The 22030-nt window shown below is 64.9% G+C and carries 21 protein-coding genes; 1 reads left to right on the plus strand and 20 read right to left on the minus strand.

The annotated features are described in order from the left end of the window. Positions 1-55: 55 nt before the first annotated feature. The 17 genes from NR187_RS28260 to NR187_RS28340 form a co-directional block, all read right to left on the minus strand. Complete coding sequence (locus NR187_RS28260; RefSeq protein ID WP_256808407.1) at positions 56-1264, minus strand: glycosyltransferase; 1209 nt, start codon at positions 1262-1264, stop codon at positions 56-58. Then, complete coding sequence (locus tag NR187_RS28265) at positions 1261-2028, minus strand: class I SAM-dependent methyltransferase (protein WP_256808408.1); 768 nt, start codon at positions 2026-2028, stop codon at positions 1261-1263. The genes NR187_RS28260 and NR187_RS28265 overlap by 4 nt, the downstream gene beginning before the upstream one ends. Beyond that, positions 2025-3146, minus strand: a complete 1122-nt coding sequence (locus tag NR187_RS28270; protein WP_256808409.1) for a DegT/DnrJ/EryC1/StrS family aminotransferase — start codon at positions 3144-3146, stop codon at positions 2025-2027. Before NR187_RS28270 ends, NR187_RS28265 begins: the two co-directional genes overlap by 4 nt. Next, positions 3143-3589, minus strand: coding sequence for a hypothetical protein (locus tag NR187_RS28275; protein ID WP_211384964.1), 447 nt, complete (start codon positions 3587-3589; stop codon positions 3143-3145). Before NR187_RS28275 ends, NR187_RS28270 begins: the two co-directional genes overlap by 4 nt. A gap of 127 nt (positions 3590-3716) precedes the next feature. Further along, complete coding sequence (locus tag NR187_RS28280) at positions 3717-4895, minus strand: glycosyltransferase (protein WP_211384965.1); 1179 nt, start codon at positions 4893-4895, stop codon at positions 3717-3719. A 4-nt stretch (positions 4896-4899) separates the two neighbouring features. Continuing rightward, positions 4900-6204: a hypothetical protein gene (locus NR187_RS28285; protein ID WP_256808410.1), complete on the minus strand. Its 1305-nt coding sequence runs from the start codon at positions 6202-6204 to the stop codon at positions 4900-4902. Between the two features lie 40 nt (positions 6205-6244). Continuing rightward, entirely contained in the window at positions 6245-7207 is a 963-nt protein-coding gene (locus NR187_RS28290) for a UDP-glucuronic acid decarboxylase family protein (protein WP_256808411.1), read from the minus strand. Positions 7208-7365: 158 nt separating this feature from the next. Continuing rightward, on the minus strand, positions 7366-8115 hold the full coding sequence (locus NR187_RS28295) for a glycosyltransferase family 2 protein (protein ID WP_211384968.1): 750 nt from the start codon (positions 8113-8115) through the stop codon (positions 7366-7368). A gap of 11 nt (positions 8116-8126) precedes the next feature. After that, on the minus strand, positions 8127-9530 hold the full coding sequence (locus tag NR187_RS28300; RefSeq protein ID WP_211384969.1) for a capsule biosynthesis protein: 1404 nt from the start codon (positions 9528-9530) through the stop codon (positions 8127-8129). A gap of 4 nt (positions 9531-9534) precedes the next feature. Further along, positions 9535-10923: a surface carbohydrate biosynthesis protein gene (locus tag NR187_RS28305; protein WP_256808412.1), complete on the minus strand. Its 1389-nt coding sequence runs from the start codon at positions 10921-10923 to the stop codon at positions 9535-9537. 25 nt (positions 10924-10948) lie between these two features. Next, complete coding sequence (locus tag NR187_RS28310) at positions 10949-11881, minus strand: hypothetical protein (protein WP_211384971.1); 933 nt, start codon at positions 11879-11881, stop codon at positions 10949-10951. Then, positions 11878-12768, minus strand: a complete 891-nt coding sequence (locus NR187_RS28315; RefSeq protein WP_256808413.1) for a class I SAM-dependent methyltransferase — start codon at positions 12766-12768, stop codon at positions 11878-11880. Before NR187_RS28315 ends, NR187_RS28310 begins: the two co-directional genes overlap by 4 nt. After that, complete coding sequence (locus NR187_RS28320) at positions 12769-14292, minus strand: hypothetical protein (protein ID WP_211384973.1); 1524 nt, start codon at positions 14290-14292, stop codon at positions 12769-12771. A 10-nt stretch (positions 14293-14302) separates the two neighbouring features. Continuing rightward, positions 14303-15124 (minus strand): SDR family oxidoreductase, encoded by an 822-nt coding sequence (locus tag NR187_RS28325; protein WP_256808414.1) that lies wholly within the window; start codon positions 15122-15124, stop codon positions 14303-14305. A gap of 13 nt (positions 15125-15137) precedes the next feature. Further along, positions 15138-15839, minus strand: coding sequence for an acylneuraminate cytidylyltransferase family protein (locus NR187_RS28330; RefSeq protein ID WP_256808415.1), 702 nt, complete (start codon positions 15837-15839; stop codon positions 15138-15140). Beyond that, the gene (locus NR187_RS28335) at positions 15836-16744 is read right to left on the minus strand and encodes a Gfo/Idh/MocA family protein (RefSeq protein WP_256808416.1); all 909 of its coding nucleotides are present in this window, start codon (positions 16742-16744) and stop codon (positions 15836-15838) included. Before NR187_RS28335 ends, NR187_RS28330 begins: the two co-directional genes overlap by 4 nt. Then, entirely contained in the window at positions 16741-17790 is a 1050-nt protein-coding gene (locus NR187_RS28340; RefSeq protein WP_211384977.1) for a nucleotidyltransferase family protein, read from the minus strand. The genes NR187_RS28335 and NR187_RS28340 overlap by 4 nt, the downstream gene beginning before the upstream one ends. A gap of 199 nt (positions 17791-17989) precedes the next feature. On the opposite strand from NR187_RS28340, the gene NR187_RS28345 reads away from it, so the two are divergent. Then, the gene (locus NR187_RS28345) at positions 17990-18601 is read left to right on the plus strand and encodes an acetyltransferase (protein ID WP_256808418.1); all 612 of its coding nucleotides are present in this window, start codon (positions 17990-17992) and stop codon (positions 18599-18601) included. On the opposite strand, the gene neuB is transcribed toward NR187_RS28345, so the two are convergent. The 3 genes from neuB to NR187_RS28360 are packed head-to-tail and all read right to left on the minus strand — an operon-like array spanning position 18598 to position 22029. Then, the gene (gene neuB / locus NR187_RS28350) at positions 18598-19665 is read right to left on the minus strand and encodes an N-acetylneuraminate synthase (protein WP_256808419.1); all 1068 of its coding nucleotides are present in this window, start codon (positions 19663-19665) and stop codon (positions 18598-18600) included. The two genes, NR187_RS28345 and neuB, sit on opposite strands and share 4 nt — an antisense overlap. Beyond that, positions 19662-20840: a UDP-N-acetylglucosamine 2-epimerase gene (gene neuC / locus NR187_RS28355; RefSeq protein WP_256808420.1), complete on the minus strand. Its 1179-nt coding sequence runs from the start codon at positions 20838-20840 to the stop codon at positions 19662-19664. Before neuC ends, neuB begins: the two co-directional genes overlap by 4 nt. Then, on the minus strand, positions 20833-22029 hold the full coding sequence (locus NR187_RS28360; RefSeq protein WP_372703281.1) for a LegC family aminotransferase: 1197 nt from the start codon (positions 22027-22029) through the stop codon (positions 20833-20835). Before NR187_RS28360 ends, neuC begins: the two co-directional genes overlap by 8 nt. Between the last annotated feature and the right edge of the window lies 1 nt (position 22030).

Raw genomic sequence — 22030 nt, forward strand, 5'->3', positions numbered from 1 at the left:
CACGGCGACGCGAATCTACTGCGAATCAACGATTGCGAACTTGTGACTCAGGACACTAGCGCGCCGTCAGCGCCAGCCTGTGCTTCAGCCGATCCAGGTGCCGCGCGAATTGGGCGTGGCCGGCCTTGGTCTCCTCGACGAACTGCGCGAGCCGCTGTTGCCCCGCCGCGCGCAGCCGCTCGCGGGTGCCGTCGGTGCGGAGACTGACGATCGCATCCGCCAGCGAGCGCGGATCGTCGTAGTCGAACAGCAGCGCGGCGTCGCCCGCCTGCACCTTGAAGGCCTCGGGGTAGATCACGGGGGTGCCGACCGCCCAGGCTTCCATCGGCGGCAGATTGGTCGGGCCGAAATAGCTCGGCATCACCAGCGCGGCGGCGCCGCGGTAGAGCGCGCCGAGTTCGGCGGACTCGACGAAGCCGATGATGGAGATCTGCTCCGACAATTCGTAGGTGCGGATCGCCGCGTCGATCTTGTCGCGGCCACCGCGATCCGAGCCGCATAGCACGAGCCGTTCGGTGATGCCCCGCTCGCGCAACAGCGCGAGCGCCGCGAGCAGCGTCATGTGGTTCTTGTGCGGCCAGAACTGCGCCGGGTAGAACAGATAGCCGGGCTGGAGACGGTATTTTGCCAGGACCGCTGCGTCCGCTGCAGCATCCGGCTCGGACTGGCTGACATAGGCCGAGGGCGAGAACGGGATGCAGACCGCGCGATCCCGCTCCATGGCGTAGCGGCGGGATAGATCGTCGATCAGCGAAGGCGCGTTGACGATCACCACCGCCGCCTTGGTACTGGCGAGACCGAACAGGATCTCGCGGCGCTCGAACTCGCCGAAGCTCCGCACTTCCGGAAACTCCGGGGCGTCGCGATGGCAGCCGTCGAAGATCGTGATGATGAAGGGCAGCTCGTAGAGCAGCAGATGCCGCTTCGAGGTGGAGGTGAAGTGCACGACGTCGATGCCGTCGCGGATCAAGGCGCGCTCGAACGGCGATTTCAGCTTCAGCGCGATCTGGACGAGATCGAACGGCCCGCAATATTTCAGGAAAAGGAAGAGATAGTCGAGCGCGCCGAATTTGCGCAGCCGGCCCGTGACGCCGAACTCCTTCAGGATTTCAAGCGTCTTCGGATAGGGCGAGTAGACCACGATCTCGTTGCCGGACTTGGCTGCCCAGTCGCGCAGCCAGAGCAGGTCATTGAGCGGCTGTTGGAAGCCGCCGCCGACCTCGAGCGCCTGCTCCAGCATCACGGCGAGCCGCAGCGGTCTCACGGCGTGCCGCTCTTTCTGGCGACGGCATAGGCCGCCCAGCTCTTCGAATTCGGCGCGTCCTGCGTCAGCCATGCGGCGTGTGCGGCCGGCTGGAAGCCGCTCGCCGCGAGCGCCGCATCGATCTCGAACGGAAACCAGTAGCGCATGTGGTGCGCTTCGTCGACGCGCCGGATCGTGGCGCGATCCGTGTCCTCGCAGAACAGCGTGTAGTTCACGGTGACGGTCGCGGTGTGTTCGTCATGATCGGATTGCGCGATGCGGGTGAGGCGCAGCGGCTTCTGCTCGATCACCTTGACCCGCGTCTCGACGCCCTGTGCGAGCACGGCGCCGCCATACCAATAGTCGAAGAAGAACGTGCCGCCCGGCTTCAGCGCTGCGTGCGCGGTGCGGAACATCGCCGCCAGCGCATCGCGGCTGGTCTGGTAGCTCGCGACGTGGAACAGCGATACCACCGCATCGAAATCGCGTTCGGGGCCGGTCTCGCAGGCGTTGCCCTGCCGGAACGGTATGGAGAGCCCGGCCTGCTCGGCGCGCGCCCTGGCGCTCGCGATCATCTCGTGGCTGAGATCGATGCCGGCAACGCGCCAGCCGCTGCGCGCGAAGGCCAGCGCATGCAGGCCGGTGCCGCAGCCGAGATCGAGCAGCTTGCCGGAGGAGGTGCCGTGGTCGCGCAGGCGCGCCTCGACGAACGCCGTCTCGGCCGCGTAATCCTTGTCCTGATAGAGGAGGTCGTACCAGGGCGCGTATTCGGCGAACACCGTCACGCCAAAATCTCCTTCAGCGCCTCGGCCGAGCGGGCGATTTCGTCGTCGGTCAAGGCAAGTCCGCTCGGCAAATAAAAACCGCGGCGGGCAACGTATTCCGCGTTCGGATGGGATTCGTCGCGCATCAGGCCCATCCGGCGCAGCACCGGCTGTTCGTGCATGCACCAGAAGAACGGCCGCGTTCCGATGCCCTTTTCGCCGAGGCGGCGCATTGCCTCCTTGGCATCGAACGGGACCTCGTCGTTCAGCACGATGCCGTAGACCCAGTAGATGTTGTCGGCATAGGCGGTGCCGGCGACCGGGCGGCGGATGCGGTTGAGGCCCGAGAGATGTTCGTCGTAGAGCCGGCCGATCCGGCGCTTGAGCTCGACCGTGCGCGGCAGGCGCTCGACCTGGGCGACGCCGAGCGCGGCCTGGAGGTTGGTCATGCGCGCGTTCCAGCCGAGTTCCTCGTGGACGAAGCGCTGCTGCGGCTGAAAGCAGAGATTGCGCAGGCTCTGCAGCCGGTCGGCGAGCGCGTCGTCGTCGGTAAGGATCATGCCGCCTTCACCGGTCGTGACGTGCTTGTTGGGATAAAAGCTGAAGGTCGAGACGTCGCCGAAGCCGCCGCAGGGCGCGCCGCGATAGGTCTGGCCATGCATCTCGGCGGCGTCCTCGATCACCTTCAGGTCGTGCTTGCGTGCGAGCGCCATGATCGGATCGAGATCGACCGGCAGGCCGTAGATGTGAACCAGCATGATCGCGCGCGTGCGCGGCGTGATCGCGGCTTCGACGCCGTCGGCCGTCATGTTCCAGGTTGCGGCATCGCAGTCGACCCCGACGGGGACGAGGCCCGCCCGCACCAGGGCGGCGGCGCAGCTGATGATCGTGAAGGTCGGGATGATGACTTCCGAGCCTTGCTCGAGCCCGAGTGCCTGAACGGCGATGTCGAGTGCGACCGAGCCGTTGGTCACGGCGATGCCATGACGCCGCCCTGCGGTCTCGGCCATCGCCTGCTCGAAGCGCTTGATGAACGGTCCCTCGGAGGAGATCCATCCGGTGCGGATGCATTCGGCGAGGTAGTCGGCCTCGTTGCCGTCGAGCAGCGGCGTGTTGACGGGAATGAACGGTGCGGTCACTGGCCCGGACCCTTGACCCGGATTTCGGATGCCGCGACTTCGGCGAACCGGGTCTTGTCGTTCTCACCGGAATAAGGACCTTGCTTGACCTCGATCATCTCGAGCGGCTCGAGCACGTGGAAGCCGTGGGCACCGCTGCAGAGCAGGATGATGTCGCCGGCACCGAGCACGCGGCTTTCGAGATATTCTTCCTCGACCGTGTAGAAATCGACCTGGAGCTTGCCCTTCTGGATCAGGAGAACCTCCTGGGTGTAGTGCACCTCGCGCGTCACCTTGTTGTGGCGATGCGGCTCGATGCGCTTGCCCTTCGGATGGCTCATATAGGCGAGCTGCTGCGACAGTTCCGGCGTCGAAAAGAAATGGATGCCGGGCTCGCGGAACGAGGCGCGCACGATGATGGCGTAGAGCTGGTCGCCGAATCGAACATGTTCGACGTTTTCCATCCTAAGCCTCGACAAAAACCGCTGTGATTGGAGTAAGTTAGCTATCTCGCCGTGCACTTTGGCCATTTTGGCCGGGACCGTCAAGGGTCGACCGGATATGACATTTGCTGTGCCGCCGACGAAAGATTCAGCTGATGTGAGCGAGTATCTCCTCGACACGCCGGCGGAAGGTGTGGGTGGCAAATGTCCTGGCCTGTCCCGCCTTCGTAATGGACAGGCGCGCAGCGTCGTCGCCGAGATAGCGCTCGATCTGCGCAAGGCAATCCTCGACGGTGCGCCAGGCCGCGACCTCGCGCCCGGGCGCGAACAGCGTGTCCAGATTGTCCTTGAAGTCGGTGAGCAGGAATGCGCCGACGCCGGTCGCTTCGAACAGCCGCGCATTGCCGGCCTCGCGACCGGCCATGTCGATATGCGAATTGAGCGTGACGCGCGAGGCGCGCAGCGCCTGGTACATTTCCACGCCCCACACCTCGCCCTGGTAGCAGCGGTGCAGCGGCGAGGAGGCGGGAAGCGACTGCAAGCCGCTGCCGAACAGTTTGAGATCGTAGCGCCGCGCCACCGCCTCGAGCTGCGCGACGCGGAGCTGGTGATCCGCCGACACCGCGCCGACGAAGGTAACGTCGAAATCCTGCGGCGGTGGTGGAGGCAGGGTGTCGAGGATTCCCGGCTCGAAGGCGAGATGCACCACCTCGGCGCGAGCGCCATGGGCACGGAAGAAATCCACCACGGCCGCCATCTGCGAAATCATGAGGTCGTAGACCGACCAGTCCTCGCCGCGGGAGGGCGAGATGCCGACCTGGCCGACCAGGATCGGTCTGCCGATCTGCTTGATCCGGCGGGCCAGCCGCGTGTCGACGTGAAACAGATCCTGGTTCAGGACGAGATCCGGCTTGAAGTCCTCGATCTGCGCCAGCAGGATCGCTTCCGCTTCCGCGTCGAGGCGCGGGCTGAGGCCGACCTTGCGCGCGAGCGGGCGCAGGACCGGCTTGAACGGCGCGACCGCGCGTTGCAGCCAGCCGGGAACGGCATCGCGCGCAGCAGGTGCGCCGGGCGGCTGCGGCTCGGTGACGGCAAGGCCGTGCTCGCGCGCCCAGGCCGCCCGCATCCAGGGATTGTTGACGTGGATGTCGGCGGCGACGTGCCCGAGGCCGGCGAAATTGCGCGAGTAGAAATCGGCGACGCCGAACAGGCTCGCGTTCCGCGCCGCCATCTGTGCCGCGTAAGGCTCCGTCTCGAGACCCGGCCGGCGCCGGTACAGCCAGGAAAGAAAGCGCGGATAGTCGGCGTTGAGGATCAGGATGCGCACGGCGTCACGTCTTCGGTTCGAACAGGCTGCGAGGCATCACGTACCAGAGCAGGAACAGGATGGCGGTGCCGTGGGTCAGCATGGCGACCGAAAGCGGCACGTTGAGCAGAACGTGCGGCAGCACGCCGGTGGACATCAGGACGAAGCGAGGCGGAAGCCCCGCCGACGTGCGGTTGCCGAGCGCCAGCACGAAGCCGGATGCAAGCGCCGCCAAAGGCGCGAGATAGAGGCCGACGGATGCGATCCCCTCGGTCGCAAACAGCGATGCATTCAGATTGCCGAGGTCGTAGGCCTCTTGCATCACGACCGCCAGCGGCGCCTGGTAGGGACAATGCATCAGCGGCTTGAGGACGGAGATCTGGCAGAACCAGGTCAGCGGGTGGCTCGAGAAGAAATTGTTGTAGATGTCGAGGGCGCTGGATGCGGTCGCCATCATCCGGATGTTGACGAGGTCGAAATATCTACCGGGGATGCTGTTGAGGGGCGCGCCTGTCAGAACGATCAAGACGAGGCCAAGGAGCATCGGAACGAAGATCGATGCGATGGCCGAAGTCCTCGCTTCCAGGAAGCGCGAGAGCACCGCCAGGGCGATCAGCCAGGCAGGTGTGAAGAAAGCGAATTTCGTCAGCGTGATGGGGTAGAATAACAGGAGCAGGCCCAGCACGAGGCCGGCACGCCAGCGATGGCCGAGCAGCCAGTAGCAAGCGAAGGCGAACGGCAACAATGTGCTGGAGACCCAGCCGGTGAGATATCGCACCGCTGGCGGAAATTCGAGCGTGTCGCGATAGTCGTAGATGCGCGCGACCGAGACCAGCCTGAAATTGTAGGTCGAGGCCACGGCGATGGTGACCACCGAGATCACCAGGATCAGCGTCAGCAGATGCTCGAAATGAGCATTCGACAACTTAACGAGTTGCCGCAGCGGCGCCTTGACGAACAGCGCGGGCAACAGGAAGAGCACCAGCGCCAGCGCCGCCGAGATGCCTGCGGGCAATTGCGGGTAGCTGTAATACGAGAACACGTCGATCCACAGGAAGCCGAGGATCATCGTGTAGAAATAGAACCCGACGAAATAACCGAAGCTGAAGCGGGCGATGACGAACAGCAGCGAAACGACGGAGAAGCCGAGTGCAACGATGACCGCGATCCAGACGCGCTCCCCGCTGAAGCTGATATAGTACTGGAAGGTCGCGACCTTGATCAGCGACAGGCAGGTGACGGCGCTGTGCAGCAGCACCAGGCTCGTCAGCACGGCTTTCGAGTCCAGGCGGCTCCGCAGATCGGTGAAAATGCCTGGCGGAGCGCTCATTGCGGAAGCTCGCTGCGGACGACGGGCGTTGCGGGCGCGATCAGGCCAGTTCAAGCGTACGCTTGAAATAGGCGATCGTTTCCTTCAGTCCGTCCTCGAGCGCGACCTTCGGCTCCCAGTCCAGCGCGGCCTTGGCCTTGGCGAGGTCGGGCTGGCGCTGGCGCGGATCGTCCTGCGGCAGCGGCTGGAAGACCAGTCGCGAACGCGAGCCGGTGAGCTCGATCACCTTCTCGGCGAGCTCGCGGATGGTGAACTCGGAATTGTTGCCGATGTTGATCGGTCCGGTGACGTCCTCGCCGGTCGCCATCAGCCGCATGATGGCCTCGACGAGATCGTCGACATAGCAGAACGAGCGGGTCTGCCCGCCGTCGCCGAACACGGTGATCGGCTCGCCCTTGAGCGCCTGGACAATGAAGGACGACACCACGCGGCCGTCATTGGGCTGCATGCGCGGGCCGTAGGTGTTGAAGATGCGCGCGACCTTGATCGGCAGGCCATGCTGGCGCCAATAGTCGAAGAACAGCGTTTCGGCGCAGCGCTTGCCCTCGTCGTAGCAGGAGCGGACCCCGATCGGGTTGACATTGCCCCAATAATCCTCGGTCTGCGGATGGATCAGCGGGTCGCCATAGACCTCGCTGGTCGAGGCCTGGAAGATCCGCGCCTTGAGCCGCTTGGCGAGGCCGAGCATGTTGATGGCGCCATGCACCGAGGTCTTGGTGGTCTGCACGGGATCGCGCTGGTAATGGATCGGCGAGGCCGGACAGGCCAGGTTGAAGATCGCATCGACCTCGATGTAGAGCGGGAAGGTGATGTCGTGCCGGACCGCCTCGAACAGCGGATTTGCGATCAGATGGGCGATGTTGCGCCGGCTGCCGGTGAAGTAGTTGTCGGCGGACACCACCTCGGCTCCTGCGTCGAGCAGGCGCTCGCACAGATGCGATCCGATGAAGCCGGCGCCTCCGGTCACGAGGATGCGGCTGGTCTTGTAGCTTTCAAACGGCATGATCGGTTCCAGACTGTCCGCGGTCGGAGCGGCCGGCTGAGTGGTATCGGCAACGGCCGGGCTCGCCAATAGCCAAATGACCCGATACGGCGAGGTATTTTGATACCCCTACTGTGCATGGGGTTGTTTTCGATATTTTTGTGGAAAGGGCCGGACGGCTAAAATTCCCGCCGCTTCAACCAGGCCCGCGCCCCCCAATGGGCAAAGCACCAGGCCGATCTGATCAGGGAGAGGCGTTCGACATTGCGGTAGATCTGCCAGACCCATTTGGCCGAGCGTAGCGGGCGGCTGGAGACCGACGAGCCCCTGACGCGGTAGCGCGCAAGGTCCTCGTTGAGGCCGTATGCGGTATGGCCGCGCTTGAGGATCGAGAGCCACAGGCAGAAATCGTCATAGCCCTCGTTCTTCATCGCGATGGGGCCGGCGATCTCGCGGTCGACCATGGCGGTCAGCGTCGCGATCGCGGTGTTCTCCAGGAGCTGGCCATAGGTGAGCGAGGCCGGCACCTCGATCAGCCGTCCGGTGACCGTGTTGGCCTCGTTGATGCGGCGGAACGCGGTGTAGCTGAGGGCGGCCTGCTTCTCCCGGGCGAAGGCGAGCTGCCGCTCCAGCTTCTCGGGCAGCCACAGATCGTCGCTGTCCAGGAAGGCGAGATAGCGGCCCTGCGCGGCGTCAATCGACGCCTGGCGGGCGAGCGCCGGGCCGCCATTTTTGGCTTGCCGGATCAGCTTGACGCGGGGATCGCGCTCGCCGATCGCGGCGATGATCGCCGGCGTCCGGTCGGTCGAGCAGTCATCGGCGATCAACAGCTCCCAATCGGCGAATGTCTGGCCCTGCACCGAGCGGACCGTCTCCTCGATCAGGCCTTCGACGTTCCAGGACGGTGTGATGATCGAGACGAGCGGCATGATGGATCCGTTCAGTTCACACGGGCCGGCTCGGCGATTGCGGCGCGCAAGGAGGCCGCAAACGTGTCGAGCAGCTTGGGATCGCTGATATAGAGCTCGCCCGGATAAGACCGGCGCCAGGCCGACTCGAAATAGGGCGCGCCCCTGGCCGGATCGAAAGGTCCGGCGCGCAAGGCCTCGCGCAGCCGCGCCGGCACGTCGGCCAAACGGTCGACCGCATAGACCAGCGGGCAGGAGCGGTAAAACGCATCGCCCATCACCACGACCGGCTTGCCGAGCAGCAGCGCTTCGGCACCCGACTTGCTGTTGACGGAGATGACGGCGTCGGCGCGGCTGAGTACGGTGTAATTGTTGGTCTGCGGCGGCAGCAGCACGAAATTATCGAACCGGCGCGCGAGCTCGAACAGGCGCGAGGCCGCGATCGCGCCGATCTGGGCGGGATGTTCCTTGACCACCAGCACATGCGAATCCGGGATCGTGCGCAGCAGGAAGTCGACGGTCGCGACCTGGTCGAGATAGTCCGGCGAGCGCAGCGTCAGCGCCATGTCGGCCGGAACGTGGAAGGGATAGTAGACGAAGGGCGTTTCGGAGAGCGGACGATAGAGCTTGCGCAGCCGGCTCGCGTTGAGTGCCATCGCGGCGTGCACCTGGGCATGGCGCAGATTGTGTCCGAACTCCTGGTGCTTGCCGAGCGCAAACTGATCCCAGAGTTTTTCTGCGAGACGGTGAGCGTTGCGCACGTTCACGACCTTCTTGAAGGCCGCCGAATAATGATGCTGGTCCTTCCTGGGAATGACGATCGCACGCTGCGTCAGCGTGTCGTCCAGATAGGCGCGCACCTCGGGCGACACTGCGTCCGCCGGCGCCGGCATCACGTCGGGCGCCGCGAGGCTGTCGGGCGTAAAGTACATCCGGCCGCGAAAAAACGACGGCTCGATGAACCAGTTGCGGATGCCTCGGCGCCTGGCGGCGTAGAAGCTCGCGATGACGGACAAAAAGCCGCCGAGCTCCTGCACCAGCTCGGCAGGCCGCTGCTGCGCGTCCAGCCGGTCGAGCAGCCCCTCCATGGCGTTCGCATAGATCATGAAGCGCCGGCGCAGCGCGGCCGTATCCCTGATGCCGAACGTGAAACGCTCGTGGCTGAACAGGAAATTGGTCCCGTCGAGCCCGTAGGCGGCGACGCGCGCGTCGAACGCCTTGCGGTCGTCCGGGGCAGGGCCGGTCTTGAGGCCCTCGCGGTACATGTTCGTGACCGGCACGCCTTCGGCAGCCGACATCTCGGCGCTGCGATCGTCGAAGGCGAGGAGCTCGACGTCATGGCCTGCCGCGCGCAAGCGCTGTGCGACCGGAATCCAGAACCGGGTCTGGTACTCGGCAAGCGTGGTGATGAGAATGGTCTTTGCAGATGTGGTCATGGCTCTAATGGACCTGTTCGATCGCAATGCTCGCGAGCGGCAAGCCCGTCGTCGCGCAATGCGCGCGTCTCGCGGCGAATTGCGACGGGCTGGCGCCATCGTGCGCGGCGATCCGCCCCAGCAGGGTGTTGACGAAGGCCGGCTCGATCCGCTTGTCGCGCCGGGCTGGATTGAACCGGCTACGCAGCCGCTCGGTGACGGCGGAGCCGAGGGCCGCGCTCGCCGCGCCCTTGACGACCTGACCGAGGCTCGGCTTGGCGCGCGTGCCCTTCACGGTCGCAAGCAGCGAGACGTAGGGCCGGCGCGAAACGGCTGTGCCGATCAGGACATCGGCAACCCGTTCGGCAGCCTGTCCGTCGTTGAGATGGAAGAAAGCCTCGATGTCGGCGGCGTGGACGGCGGCGAAATCGAACGTCCCGGTCTCGCGCTCGACGTGGTCGATCGCGCCGAGCAATTCGTCGAATGACGTCACTTGCCGGCTCACGCGCGCGGGCAGCGCGGCGTGGCCCGCTGTGGTCGGTGTGTTCAAATATTCGAGCTGGAGCGGCAGCTTTCCGAGCAGCACCGATTCGACGGCCGTCCCGCAGTTCAGATGAACCACCGCGGCCGCATTGCGGATGCGGTCGAGCACGCTGCCGGTGCCGTCGATCACGACGTTGGCGTGGCGCGCGAGCGCGTTGCGATAGACGTCCTCGCTCTCGAAGGGATGCGGACGGACGAGAATGCGCCGGTCGGGCCGTGCTGCGGCGAGGCGCTCGATCTCGGCGAGATAGTTTGCAAAGACCTGCTTCAGGTCCGCGATGAAGCGATCGACATAGGTGCCGTCCCAGCCCGCCCGCACCATCGCCTCGCGCTCGCCGCCCGGCTTGCCGGTGAAGCGCGAATTGACCAGCGGGAAGTTGGCGTTGACGAGCAGATAGCCGCGCGGTTCGCCGTCGAGCAGCGCGCGCCAGCGAGGGGCTGCGAAATCGAAACGCGGGCACCCGGTGAGGTGAAGCTGCTCCGGCCGCATGGTTCCAGCCGCCAGGAAGGCATCGTGCAGCCGGCTGCCCCAGAAGAAATAGCCCGACAGGATGTCGGCGTAGCCGCTGCCCTTGATGTGCGCGGCCATCGCCGGCGGCGAGTTGCCGCCCTTCTCGGCGAGCACGCCGCCTTCGGTATCGAGCACGTACAACGCGACGCCGGCCCTGGCAAAGCTGCGCATCAGGTCGAGATTGACGGGACGTGCGTAGTTGACGACCAGGGCGTCCAGCCCGAGCCGCGGGACATCGACCGCCTGCTCGTACATCGGCACCAGCACGACGGAGACGCCGCGCCGCGCGAGTTGATAACCGAGCATGACTGCGCCCGGCAGGTCACGCTTGGGGTGATCGACCACCAGGCCTATGCGCAACGATTCAGCTCCCGGCTGGTCCGCGTCAGAGCCGCATCACGGTGCGCTCGAGGTCCGTCAGTGCACCCGCCGCGCGGAAACGCGCCGGCGGTTCGGGATAGATGCGCGGCTGCTGGATGTAGGTTGCCGTATACAGCAGGCGATTGTGATCGGACTGGATCCGGCTCCCCATGTGCAGGCAGCGCGCGGTATTGACGATGAAGGACGACAGGCGGGGTGCGATCATTTCCTTGACCGCGTCGGGACCGGTCTTGGCGAACACCTGCGCGTCGCTCATGTGGCTCTTGAGCGTGTTGCGGAACGGTTTAGACGGGCCGGCCGGAATGAAGGTGAAAGGACCGTCGGCGGTGTCCTGCACATCGGTCAGGTAGATGAAGAGCTTGCAGACGCGCTTGTCGTCGTGATCGAGATGCCACAACTGCGAGTAGCTCAGCGCCTGGTTCGGAGTCGGTTGCGACAACGTCAGCAGCACGTCCGACAATTGCGGCAGGTCGTGCATGAAGTCGCCGATGATGCGCAGCGCGGCCGGCTGCAGGGCGTAGCGCACGAAGGGATGGTCGGTCGCAAAGGCGCCGTTGACGAGATCCTCGTCCAGCAGGCTGACCCAGAAGGATTTGTGCCCTTGCTTCTGCTGGCCGACGAGTTCGTTGAGGCGGTTCACCTTGCCGTCGGCGAACGAAGCGACGGCTTCCGCCAGGCTGCGATCGACGATCGAGGAGACGTCGACATAACCCTGCTCGTCGAGCTTGCGGCTCGCCTCGGCCCATTCGGGCTTCGTTGGAAGCTGTTTCAGCAGCGCGGCGCGCTTGGCGCGGGCCGGCAATTGCAGGCTGGTCAGGGCGGCCTTGAGCACCCATCCGAGATCGGTGCGGTTGACGTGCCACAGCAGGCGGCGGAACTGGCTGATCTTCTGCTTTTTCGGGGCCGGCCGATCAGCGGTCGTGTCGATGGTTGTCATGTGGGCTCCCAGCAATACAAAAAACCATCATTGTGGATCGTCGGCGCGAAGGGCATCCGCTCGCGTGCCAAGATGCGGACGCGGCCCTGTCGCTCGTAGTCGTCGAGTGTCGAGAACAGCTGCGTCTGGTAGTCAACCGAACGGATGTAAAGGAAGCTCACGATGTCGCGCGGGCTCGATAAATTCAGCAGCTCCGTCGTTGGCTCGATGTTGATGACGCGCTTCGGCCTTGCCGCGATGATGTTGTCCACCACCTTGCGTACGTCGTAGGGAATCTGCTCGATGCAGAAGTAAGTGAAGGCGACCTGGTCCCGGATCGCGGCGTAGCTCGGGTCGGCACCGTCGGTCAGATCGATCCTGTCGAGCGAAATCCGGTCGGACAGGCCGAAATGTGCGGCGATCTCGCGGCCCGCGGCGATGCCGTTCGGCGCGATGTCGAAACCGCGCAGCTTCCAGTCGGGATGATTGAGGTGAAGCGACAGCAGATTGATGCCGCAACCCGCGCCGAGCTCGACGATCTCCGTGGCGCTGCCGGCGTGCCGTGCGAGCAGTTCGCCGAGGGCTCCGATCCGATAACGGTAATAGTCGTCGGCCGCGACCCTGCAGATATGATTGTCGACCTTGCGAAGATCCCGCGCGGGATTCTTCGGGATCAGGAATGCGTCGATGCTGGCGGCCGTCTTCCAGCTCTTTTGCGACAGCATTCGCTGCCAATGCGATAGATTGTATTCGGAATCAACCACGTCGGCAGTGCGCTTGACACGGCGCATCGCGAGGCGGCCGATGCTCTTGGCCCCATCGAGCGCATACGTCGCCGCCTTGTCCGACAACGACGCCGGAGCGAAACCTGTGATGACGGCTTTCGTGTCTGTCGCGTGGATGTTCATTCAACTGCTTTTGGATGTCAGTCCCATCAGTTGTCCGACTGCGGGAAATACAGTCCGATGCCGCTTCTCGAGCACCAGAAAGTATTGAAGCGCCCAGGTAATCAGGCAGAAAACCATGGAACCCAGCGCGAGCTTTAGCACGCTGTCGAACTGAATGTAACCTGCAATTATTGCTAGAGAAATGCTTGCCAGGACAAGGATTGCGCACTGGGTTCCGATAGCCTTCGCGAAACGATTCCGGTCAATGTCGAGTGCACTGCGCAACTCCCCAATCTGCCAGGGGAGGACGACGATACAGCCGACGACCTGCCCGAGGATCAGGGCGCGTTCCGCGAACAGATGCAATGATGCGACCGAGACGGCAGCCCAGATCAGAAGCTGGACCGCCATCAGCCGATTGAGCCGGGCCTGCACCTCGGGCCGCGTCAGGAAGATCAGGCTGCCGATCGCCACGTATTGGGCGCAGATCGGAACGAGGAAGCTCAGACCCATCCAGAACGCATAGGGAGCAAGAAGAGGACCGATCCAGATGTTCATGATCTCGGGCGAGAGGATCGCGGTCGCGGCAAGCGGCGGCACCACAAACATCGGCATCATGACGAGGCCGAGGTCGCCGAGGCGCTGGAACGAAGTCGCGCTGCCGCGCTCATCGAGACGGCTGGCAACGGGAAGCAAGGCAGATGTCAGAAGGCTGACAACGATTTTGGAGACCCGCGACAATCGCACCAGTGCATCGTAGGTGCCGACGGCCTTGGGGCCGAACAGCAACCCGATCAGGAACGGCTGGAACGGTCCGGAAATACCGCCCATCAGTTTGCCCTGCAGGAGCAGCAGGCAACGATGCAGAATATCCTGCCGGATGTCCGGGGTCCACGGCAGCAGTCGCACATGCTTGTGCCGCAGGGCGACGAACGCGGCAATCCCGATGACGACGGCGCGTGCCACCAGCGTGGCGAGATAGATGTAAGCGACCACTTCAAAGCCTGCCGCCGCCCAGGAGGCGGCGAATGTCAGGCCGACATAGGCGGCCGTTGACGTGACCTCCGCGAAGCGAAGCAAATTATAGCGCTCGAAGCCCTTGACGATACCTTCCCAAACCAGCGCCGGAACGAAGATCAGGTTCGCGAATGCCGTGTAGTGCATGATCCGGGTGAACGTCTCCAGATGCGCGGCGTCAATCTTCATCACGATGACGAGCAGCGGCGTCGCAAGCCAGATGGCGGCGCTCAGGATCAAGGTGAGCGCGATGGAGACGACTCCCAAAAAAGAGATCTGGCGGCTCGCCTGCGTCCAATTGCGGTGCTCGCGCGCGCGCGCGACGATCTGGGTGGCGACCTCGGACAGACCGAGATCAAGCACCGCCATCATGCCGCTCGGCAACAGCAGTCGCGAGATCACGATGAGGCCGAACTCGGTCACCCCCCAGGTTCGGATGATCAGTGGAATGACCGCCAGGCCCAGCAAAGCGGCCACGCCAAAGGCGATCGCCGAAATCACCGTGTTCTGGACCAGGCGCTTGATCATTGGTGTTTTGCTACCACGCGCTCAGTCCGCCATCGACGGCGATGTTCTGGCCGGTCACGTAGGATGCTGCATCCGATACCAGGAACAGCATCGTCCCCACCATCTCGTCGGCACGGGCCATCCGGCCGAGCGGAATGCGAGCGCCGTAGCGCGCCTTGAAGGTTTCGTTCTGTCCGCTCTCGACGCCGCCCGGAGTAAGCGTGTTGACGCGAACGCCCTTCGCCGCCCAGTAGGTCGCAAGGTGCTTGGTCAGACCGATGACACCGGCCTTGGACGCCGTGTAGACCGCGGGCGTGTTGATGGCGCGTCCGAGATATTCGGAGCCCTCGTAGATGCGCTGGTCGGGTGCCATCAGGCCGTAGATCGATGCGGTCTGCACGATGGCGCCGTAGCCGCGCTCGGCCATTCGGCCGCCGAACACCTGCGCGATGTTGAACATGCCGTCGAGATTGACCGCCATGATCTCCCGCCAGGTATCCAGCGAGAATTTCTCGACGGGCGCAAAGAAGGCGTCGACATCGCGGGTCTTGCTCGCGGCGTTGTTGAGCAGGATCGAGACCGGTCCGAGCTCCGCTTCGATCGCATCGGCCGTATTGCGGACGGAATCGGGCTGGGTGATGTCGCAGCCATAACCCCTGGCGCGGGCGGCATGGCGCGACGTCAGGTCGGCTGCCGCAGCATCGGCCGCGGCCTGGTCGAGATCGACAATCGCGACATTGGCGCCGAACTCGGCGAGGCCCTCTGCGAAGCGGCGTCCGAGGATGCCGCCCCCGCCGGTGACAACGGCCGTGCGGTCGGTGAGATCGAACAGGGCCTTGAAGCTCGTGGTCATCGCTTCAATCTCCTCAGGCCGCTTGTCGCTGGCGAAGCAGAAGTTCCACCAGCGTAAAATCGAGATCGGAATCAATGTCGATCGAGCGCTCTTCCGGCATCTCGAACAGACGCGTATCCGGATAGAACACCGCGGGCTGCTCCAGAAATGGCGCGACGCGCCAGACATAGATCGACGCGTTCATGTCGAAGCAGCGCGGCGCATCCTGCCTGCGGGTGATCGGAGGGTTGGCGGATTTCGAAAGGCCGACGCTGCCGTCGGTGCGCTGCTCGACCAGGTTGAAATAGGGCGAGCGGCGTGCCGGCGCGCCGGTGATGACGTTGCGCGCGCCGCTCTCGCGCAGCATTGCCACCGCGCCGGTGATGTCGGAGGCAAGCCTGAGCGGCGAGGTGACGTCGAGATCGACGAAGATCTCGGGCGTCTTGCCCGTTTGCGCCATGGTTCGTTCGAGACAATGGCGGATCGCCGGCAGCTTCGGCGCGGTGTCGGTCGCCATCTCGTCCGGACGCTTCACCGCGATGTCGGCGCCAGCCTTCAGCGCCGCGTCGAGCAGGGCGTCAGAATCGCTGCTGAAGGCGATCGCGTCGAACAGGCCGGTCTCGCGCGCCTGCTCGATGCTCCACGCGAGCACCGGCTTGCCGAGGAGATCGCGCGCATTTTTGCCCACGACCCCCTTCGAGCCGCCCCGCGCGCAGATCGTGCAGACCAGACTCATGGCGATATCCAGGTCTTGGTGCGCAGAGCGCGCTCGCTGGCGTCGATCAGGTGAACGACGCCGAGCGCCTCGGGCAGCGAGCAGACCGGGCTTGCGCCTCGCATCGCCGCGACATGCATGTCGCGGTAGGTCTGGTCGCGCTCGCTGGGGATTTCGGTCGCCTTGCCGTTGACGGCAAGACGGCTGCCGACGAGATCCGCCTCGATGGTGTCGTCCTCGACGTTGACACGAATGCGACGGATGCCCTGGCGGTCGAGATAGTCCATGTGGACGTGAACCGATGGTGCGCGCTGCATGTCGAGCAGCAGATCGAGATGGTCGTCGACGTCGATATCGCGCGCGCCGGACGCGCCGCCGAGCGCTGCTACGCGATACCACGGCCCGAACAGCCACAACAGATAGTCCAGTTCGTGGCTGAGATCCCGCAACACGCCGCCCCCGGCGTCAGCGGTGGCGGATGCGGTGGCACGATGATCGCGGCCGGGCCGCCAGTCCCTGATGTCCTGGCCGACATAGGCGGCGACCGTGATCACGTCGCGTCCGCGCAGCCTTTCGGCGAGCGCCGTCATCACGGGGTGAAAGCGCAGATTGTATCCGACGCTGACGTGGGCAAACGGATATTTCGGTGGCGGTGCCGGTGTTGCGAATAGCGGTTTTTCGACGAGGACCTTGCCCTGGAAACCGGCCTGCGCGAGCTCCTGCAGATTGTCCGCGTGGCGCGCAGTCTCGGTGGCGATCACCACATAGTCCGGATGCGCGCCCGCCACGGCCTGCGTGATCGACCCATAGTCGCCGCCTTCGCGGCGGCTGACGGTTGCGACTCGAAGGCCGAGTTCGCGCAGGACGCGCACATGTCTTGTGCCGATCGAGCCGAGGCCAACCACGACCGCGCTTGTCGATGTCACGGGAAGACCTCGTGAAACTCCGCATGCGCCTGCTCGAAATCCTCCAGACGGCCGATGTCGAGCCAGTATTCGCGGATCGGATAGACCGCGACGCGCCCCTGGCCGGCGATCACGCGCTCCAGCACGGTCGGCATGTCGATCGGGACGCCGGGTGCGACGTGGCGAAAGACGGAGCTGCCGATCACATAGATGCCGGCACTGACGAACCAGCTCTCGGTCGGCTTCTCGCGGATGGCGTCGAGGAAGCCCTCCGACGTGGAAACCACGCCATACGGTACGTGCACCTTGTGCTCGCGCACGGCCATCGTGGCTTCCGCCGGTGTTCCATTGTGGAAGTCGAGAAGAGCCCCGTAATTGATCGTGGTGAGAATGTCGCCGTTGGTGACGATCATCGGCACAGCCGGGGGCGTCGGGAAGAGTCCGAGCGCGCCAGCGGTCCCCAGACGTTCCGCTTCGTGCACGTACTGGATACTGGCGCCGAAGGCGGCGCCGTCGGCAAAATAGTCCTTGATGGTCTCGGCCTTGTAATTGACCGAGATGAAGATGTTGCCGAAACCCTGCTGCACGACATTGCGGACGATCGTCTCGAGCAGCGGTCGGCCGCCGACATTGAGCATCGGCTTCGGCACCTCGCGCGTCAGCGCGCCCAGGCGTTCGCCGAGGCCGCCCGCCATGATCAGGACCGGGTTGGGATAGTGGCGCGGTTCGAGCAACTCATCGAGCGTCTCGACCAGGATCAGATGGCCGCCCTCGTCGACGAGCGGGAGCTGCTTGATCGACTTCTGCCGCATCAGCTGCAGGCGATCCTCGCGCGGCAACGTCGCAGGAGCCGACACCGGCGCACGGTTCATGATGTCGGTCGCGAGTCCGGCAAGCGGGATGCCGCGCAACAGTCCGCGCCTCACGTCACCGTCGGTGACCACGCCCAGAAGGCGATTCTGGTCGTCGAGCACGAGCGCAATCTGAATGCTTCCGCTCTCGATGGCGGCAATGGCCTCGCCCACGGTCGCCTGCGTTCCAACGACGGCCTTACGCCAGGATTTCATGGCAATCTGCCTCGTATCCGCCGGATGTCGGGGGGCCGCCCACGGCTTGAGTGTGCTATATCGCGGCTGCGAGACGCGGCGTCAACCCCAACGGGGTTTCCTCGGGCCGCCCGTTAACCTCAGCTTTTTGCGGTCCGAATCGACGGTTTGAAGACCCGCCGTTCGGCCGTTAAGGTTGTCCCGCGCAGGGGGAATCGGCATGGATGATCTCATCATCATAGGCGGCGGCGAGCACGCCTTCATGGTCTACGAGGCGGCGCTGTTGTCCGGCCGGTTCAAGGTCGTGGGCTTCCTCGATCGCCAGCCTGCAACACTGGGCGACATCAGCTATCTTGGAACCGACGACGCTGCGCCGACCTATCCGGATGCCGCCTTCGTGTTGGGGATAGGAACGATGCAGGCGGGGCCCGCCCGCCGCCAGATGATTGGCCGCTTGCAGGTCAAGCGCTGGGCGTCCGTGATTCACCCGCGCGCGATCGTCTCGCCGTCGGCAACGGTCGGCGCGGGCAGCGTCGTCATGCCGGGGGCGATCGTCAATGCGCGCAGCATGATCGGCAATCATTGCATCATCAATTCCGGTGCCATCGTCGAGCACGACGTTCGCATTGGTCACTGCACGCATCTGTCGCCTGGAACCGTGGTCGGCGGAGGCGCCGAGATCGGCGACAATTGTTTTGTCGGTCTCGGTAGCCGCGTGCGCGATCACATCTCCATCGGCAACGATACTCTGATCGCGATGGGATCGGTCGTGACCGGCTCATGGCCGCAAGGGTCGGTGCTGCGCGGGGTGCCGGCGAAGCCGCGTCGCTAGACCGGATCGTCCGGCTCGAGCGCGCGCGGCGCTGCCGTTCCGATCAGCGACCAGTAGTCGATCGGCGGCCGGCCCGCGCCAGGACGCTTGGCGGTGATGTCGGTCGGGCCGATCGTCTCGCCGGCCTTCAGCGCACGCGCCGCCACGATGCTCTTGCGCGCGACCGGCACGTTCCTGATCTCGGACTCTTTCGGCGCCTTCACGCCGTCGCCGAGTGCACGCTCAACATTGCGGATGGCCGCAACCATTTGCTTGAAGTCGCCCGGCTCCAGCGAGGCTGCGTGGTCTGGGCCCGGGGCGTTGCGATCGAGCGTCAGGTGCTTTTCGATCGTGGTGGCGCCGAGCGCGACCGCGGCGATTGAAACCTCGAAGCCGTCGGTGTGATCGGAATAACCGACCGGGAGCTGGAATGCGGAGCGCATCGTCGCCATCGCGGCGAGGTTCACATCCGCGATGGGGCAGGGATATTCGGTCGTGCAATGGAGCAGGCTGACGTGCCGCGCCAGCGCGGTGCGTGCCGCCGGATCGCGCCACGCCGCGCGAAAGGAGGCGCTGCCGGGCGGATCGTCGCGCTGGCCGTAGCCATGAGCCAGCACGCCGAGCGCGTCCTCGATCTCGCCGAGCGTCGCCATGCCGGTCGACAGGATCAGCACCGCGCCAGCCTTCGCGGCCGCATGCAGCAGCGGCGCATTGGTGAGATCGCCCGATCCGATCTTGATGCGCGGCAACTTGAGCGACAGCAGGAAAGCGAGCGAAGCGTCGTCGAACGGTGTCGACAGGAATTCGATGCCGCGCTCCCTGGCGCGCGCGATCAGGGTGTGGTGTGCGGCTTGCGGCAGTTCGAGCCGTTCCAGCATGGCAAGCTGGCTCTCGGCGGCGTTCGTGGTGCGCTGCTGATAGTCGGCCTTCTTTGCCGCACCGCCCGCCAATGCCTTCGCATTGAAGGTCTGGAACTTGACGACGTCCGCGCCGGCGTCGGCGGCGGCGTCGACCAGCGCCAGCGCCTTCTCCAGGCTGCCGTCATGATTGACGCCGGCTTCCGCGATGATCAGCGTGTGCGTCATGGCCGCGCTCCACTTGCCGGAAGATCGTAAAAGCCCTTCGCCAGAAGCTGCCTGAAATCGGGGATGGCGGCGACGATGTCGGCAAATCGCCGGCTGGATTCGCCGTCGCCGTAAGGGTTGGCGGTGGCTTGGAGGCCGCGCTGCAGTCCCGCCGACATGGCGGCGGCGATCGCGTTGCGCTCGGGCGCCGCGTGAAATACCGAGGCCGCGCGTTCGCGTCCCTTCTGACGGTCGCCGATATCGACCGTGGGAACGCCGAAGGAGGGTGCTTCGAGCAGGCCGCTCGAGGAATTGCCGATCACCAGGTCTACCTGGCTCATCAGGCTGAGATAGCGGAGCTGCCCAAGCGAGGCGACCGCGATCGTGTTCGGCCGGCCAGCTGCAAAAGCCTCGATCCGGGTGTTCAATGCGCGGCCCTCGGCATCGGCGTTGGCGAGGGTGAACACGAGACGAAAAGCGGGATCGAGCATCGATAGTGCCGCGAACAGCTCATTCAGCTCGGCCACCGAGCGCCCGGCCTCGATCGTGACGGGATGGAACGTGACGAGCGCATTGCGTTCGCCGAGCGGTATCCCGACCGCGCGGCCGATGCCGTCGCGGTCCATCAGGGCGAGATGCTTGATGGCGTCGATGCCGACCGAGCCGATGGTGTGAATGCGCGACGGATGCTCGCCGAGCTGAATCAGCCGCTGGGTCGAGCCCCGATTGCTGGTGAAATGCAGATGCGACATCTTGCTGATGGCGTGACGAATGGACTCGTCGACCGCGCCCTCGGTGACATCGCCGCCGAACAGATGCGCCATCGGCAGCCGCATGAACATCGCCGCCTGCGCGGCCGCGAACATCTCGAAACGGTCGCCGAGCACGACCACGAGATCCGGCCGTAGCCGGGTGAAAGCATCGGCAAAGCCGATCACGCCGAGCCCCACCGATTTCGCGACGCCGGCACCGGTGTCGCTGCTGAGCAGCGTCTCGACCCGCTCGTCGACCTCGAACCCCTCGTCGCGGATAGCGTTGAAGGTATAGCCGAACTCCGGCGCCAGATGCATGCCGGTGGCGACCAGCTGAAGCGTCAAGCCGGGCGTCTCGCGGATTGCGCGCATCGGCCAGACCAGCAGCCCGAAATCGGCGCGGCTACCGGTGACGAAGCAGATTTTTCGCGCGCCGCTATTCATCGCGGACCCTGATGCTGGCGCTGCTGGGCAGGTTGATCAACCGCCGTTCGATGGATTCGGCGGTCGAAAGATCGCCGCGCGGATTTTGCGCGAACATCGGCAATTTGTGCATCAAGGTCCAGGCCGGTCGCGCGCCGAAGCCGGCGTCGTTGAGCGCGGCGAGCAGGTCGTCGCGCCGATCGGCATTATTCTCGTCGAGCAGGATCGCGTTCAGCCAGTAATTGCTCGTGGTGTCCTTTGGCTCGCGCGAGAAGCGGATGCCGGGAATATCCGAGAAGGCACGTTCATAGGCCAAGGCAAGCTTGCGCTTGCTCGCCAGAAAACCGTCGAGCTGCTCGAGCTGGGCGCAGCCGAGCGCGGCATTCAGGTTGGGCAGCCGGTAATTGAAGCCGATTTCGTCATGCACGAAGGCCCATTTGTGCGGCAGCTTCGCGGTGGTGGTGAGATGCTTGGCGCGGCGCCCCAGTTCCTCATCATTGGTGAGGATGGCGCCGCCGCCGCCGGTGGTGACGATCTTGTTGCCGTTGAAGCTCAGCGCCGCGAGCCGCGCCTGCGATCCGACGGCGCGACCCTTGTAGGTCGAGCCCAGCGATTCCGCGGCGTCCTCCACCAGCGCAATGCCCCAGTCGCGGGCGATAGCGCTGATCTCGTCGAGCTCGACCGGATGCCCGAACGTGTGCATCGGCGTGATCGCGGCGATGCGGCGTCCGGTCTCGCGGTTGATCGCCCCCTTGGCGGTCCGCTCGCCGATGGCATCAAGCCGCGCGGCGAGTGCGCGCGCATCCATGCCGAGCGTGACGAGCGAGCTGTCGACGAAATGCGGCGTTGCGCCGCAATAGGCAATCGCATTGGTCGTCGCGATGAAGGTCAGGGCCGGCGAGATGACCTCGTCGCCGGGCTCGACGCCGGCGAGGCGGAAGCAGGCATGCAGCGCGGCGGTACCGTTGACGACGGCCACCGCACGCCTGGCGCCGGTGGTTTCCTCGAGCATGCGCTCGAACCGGTCGACGAACGGCCCGACCGAGGACACAAAGGTGCTCTTGATGCACTCTTCGAGATAGGCGATTTCGTTGCCGGCGAACACCGGCTCGTGCAGGCCGAGGATTCCGTTGGGCGTTCCCACGGCACGCCGTACGGCGTCGACGATCGCCTTTGGCTCGAAATCCGACCTGGTCAGGGGACTGTCCACC

This window comes from Bradyrhizobium sp. Bra64, assembly GCF_024519875.1.
GTDB lineage: Bacteria > Pseudomonadota > Alphaproteobacteria > Rhizobiales > Xanthobacteraceae > Bradyrhizobium > Bradyrhizobium japonicum_G.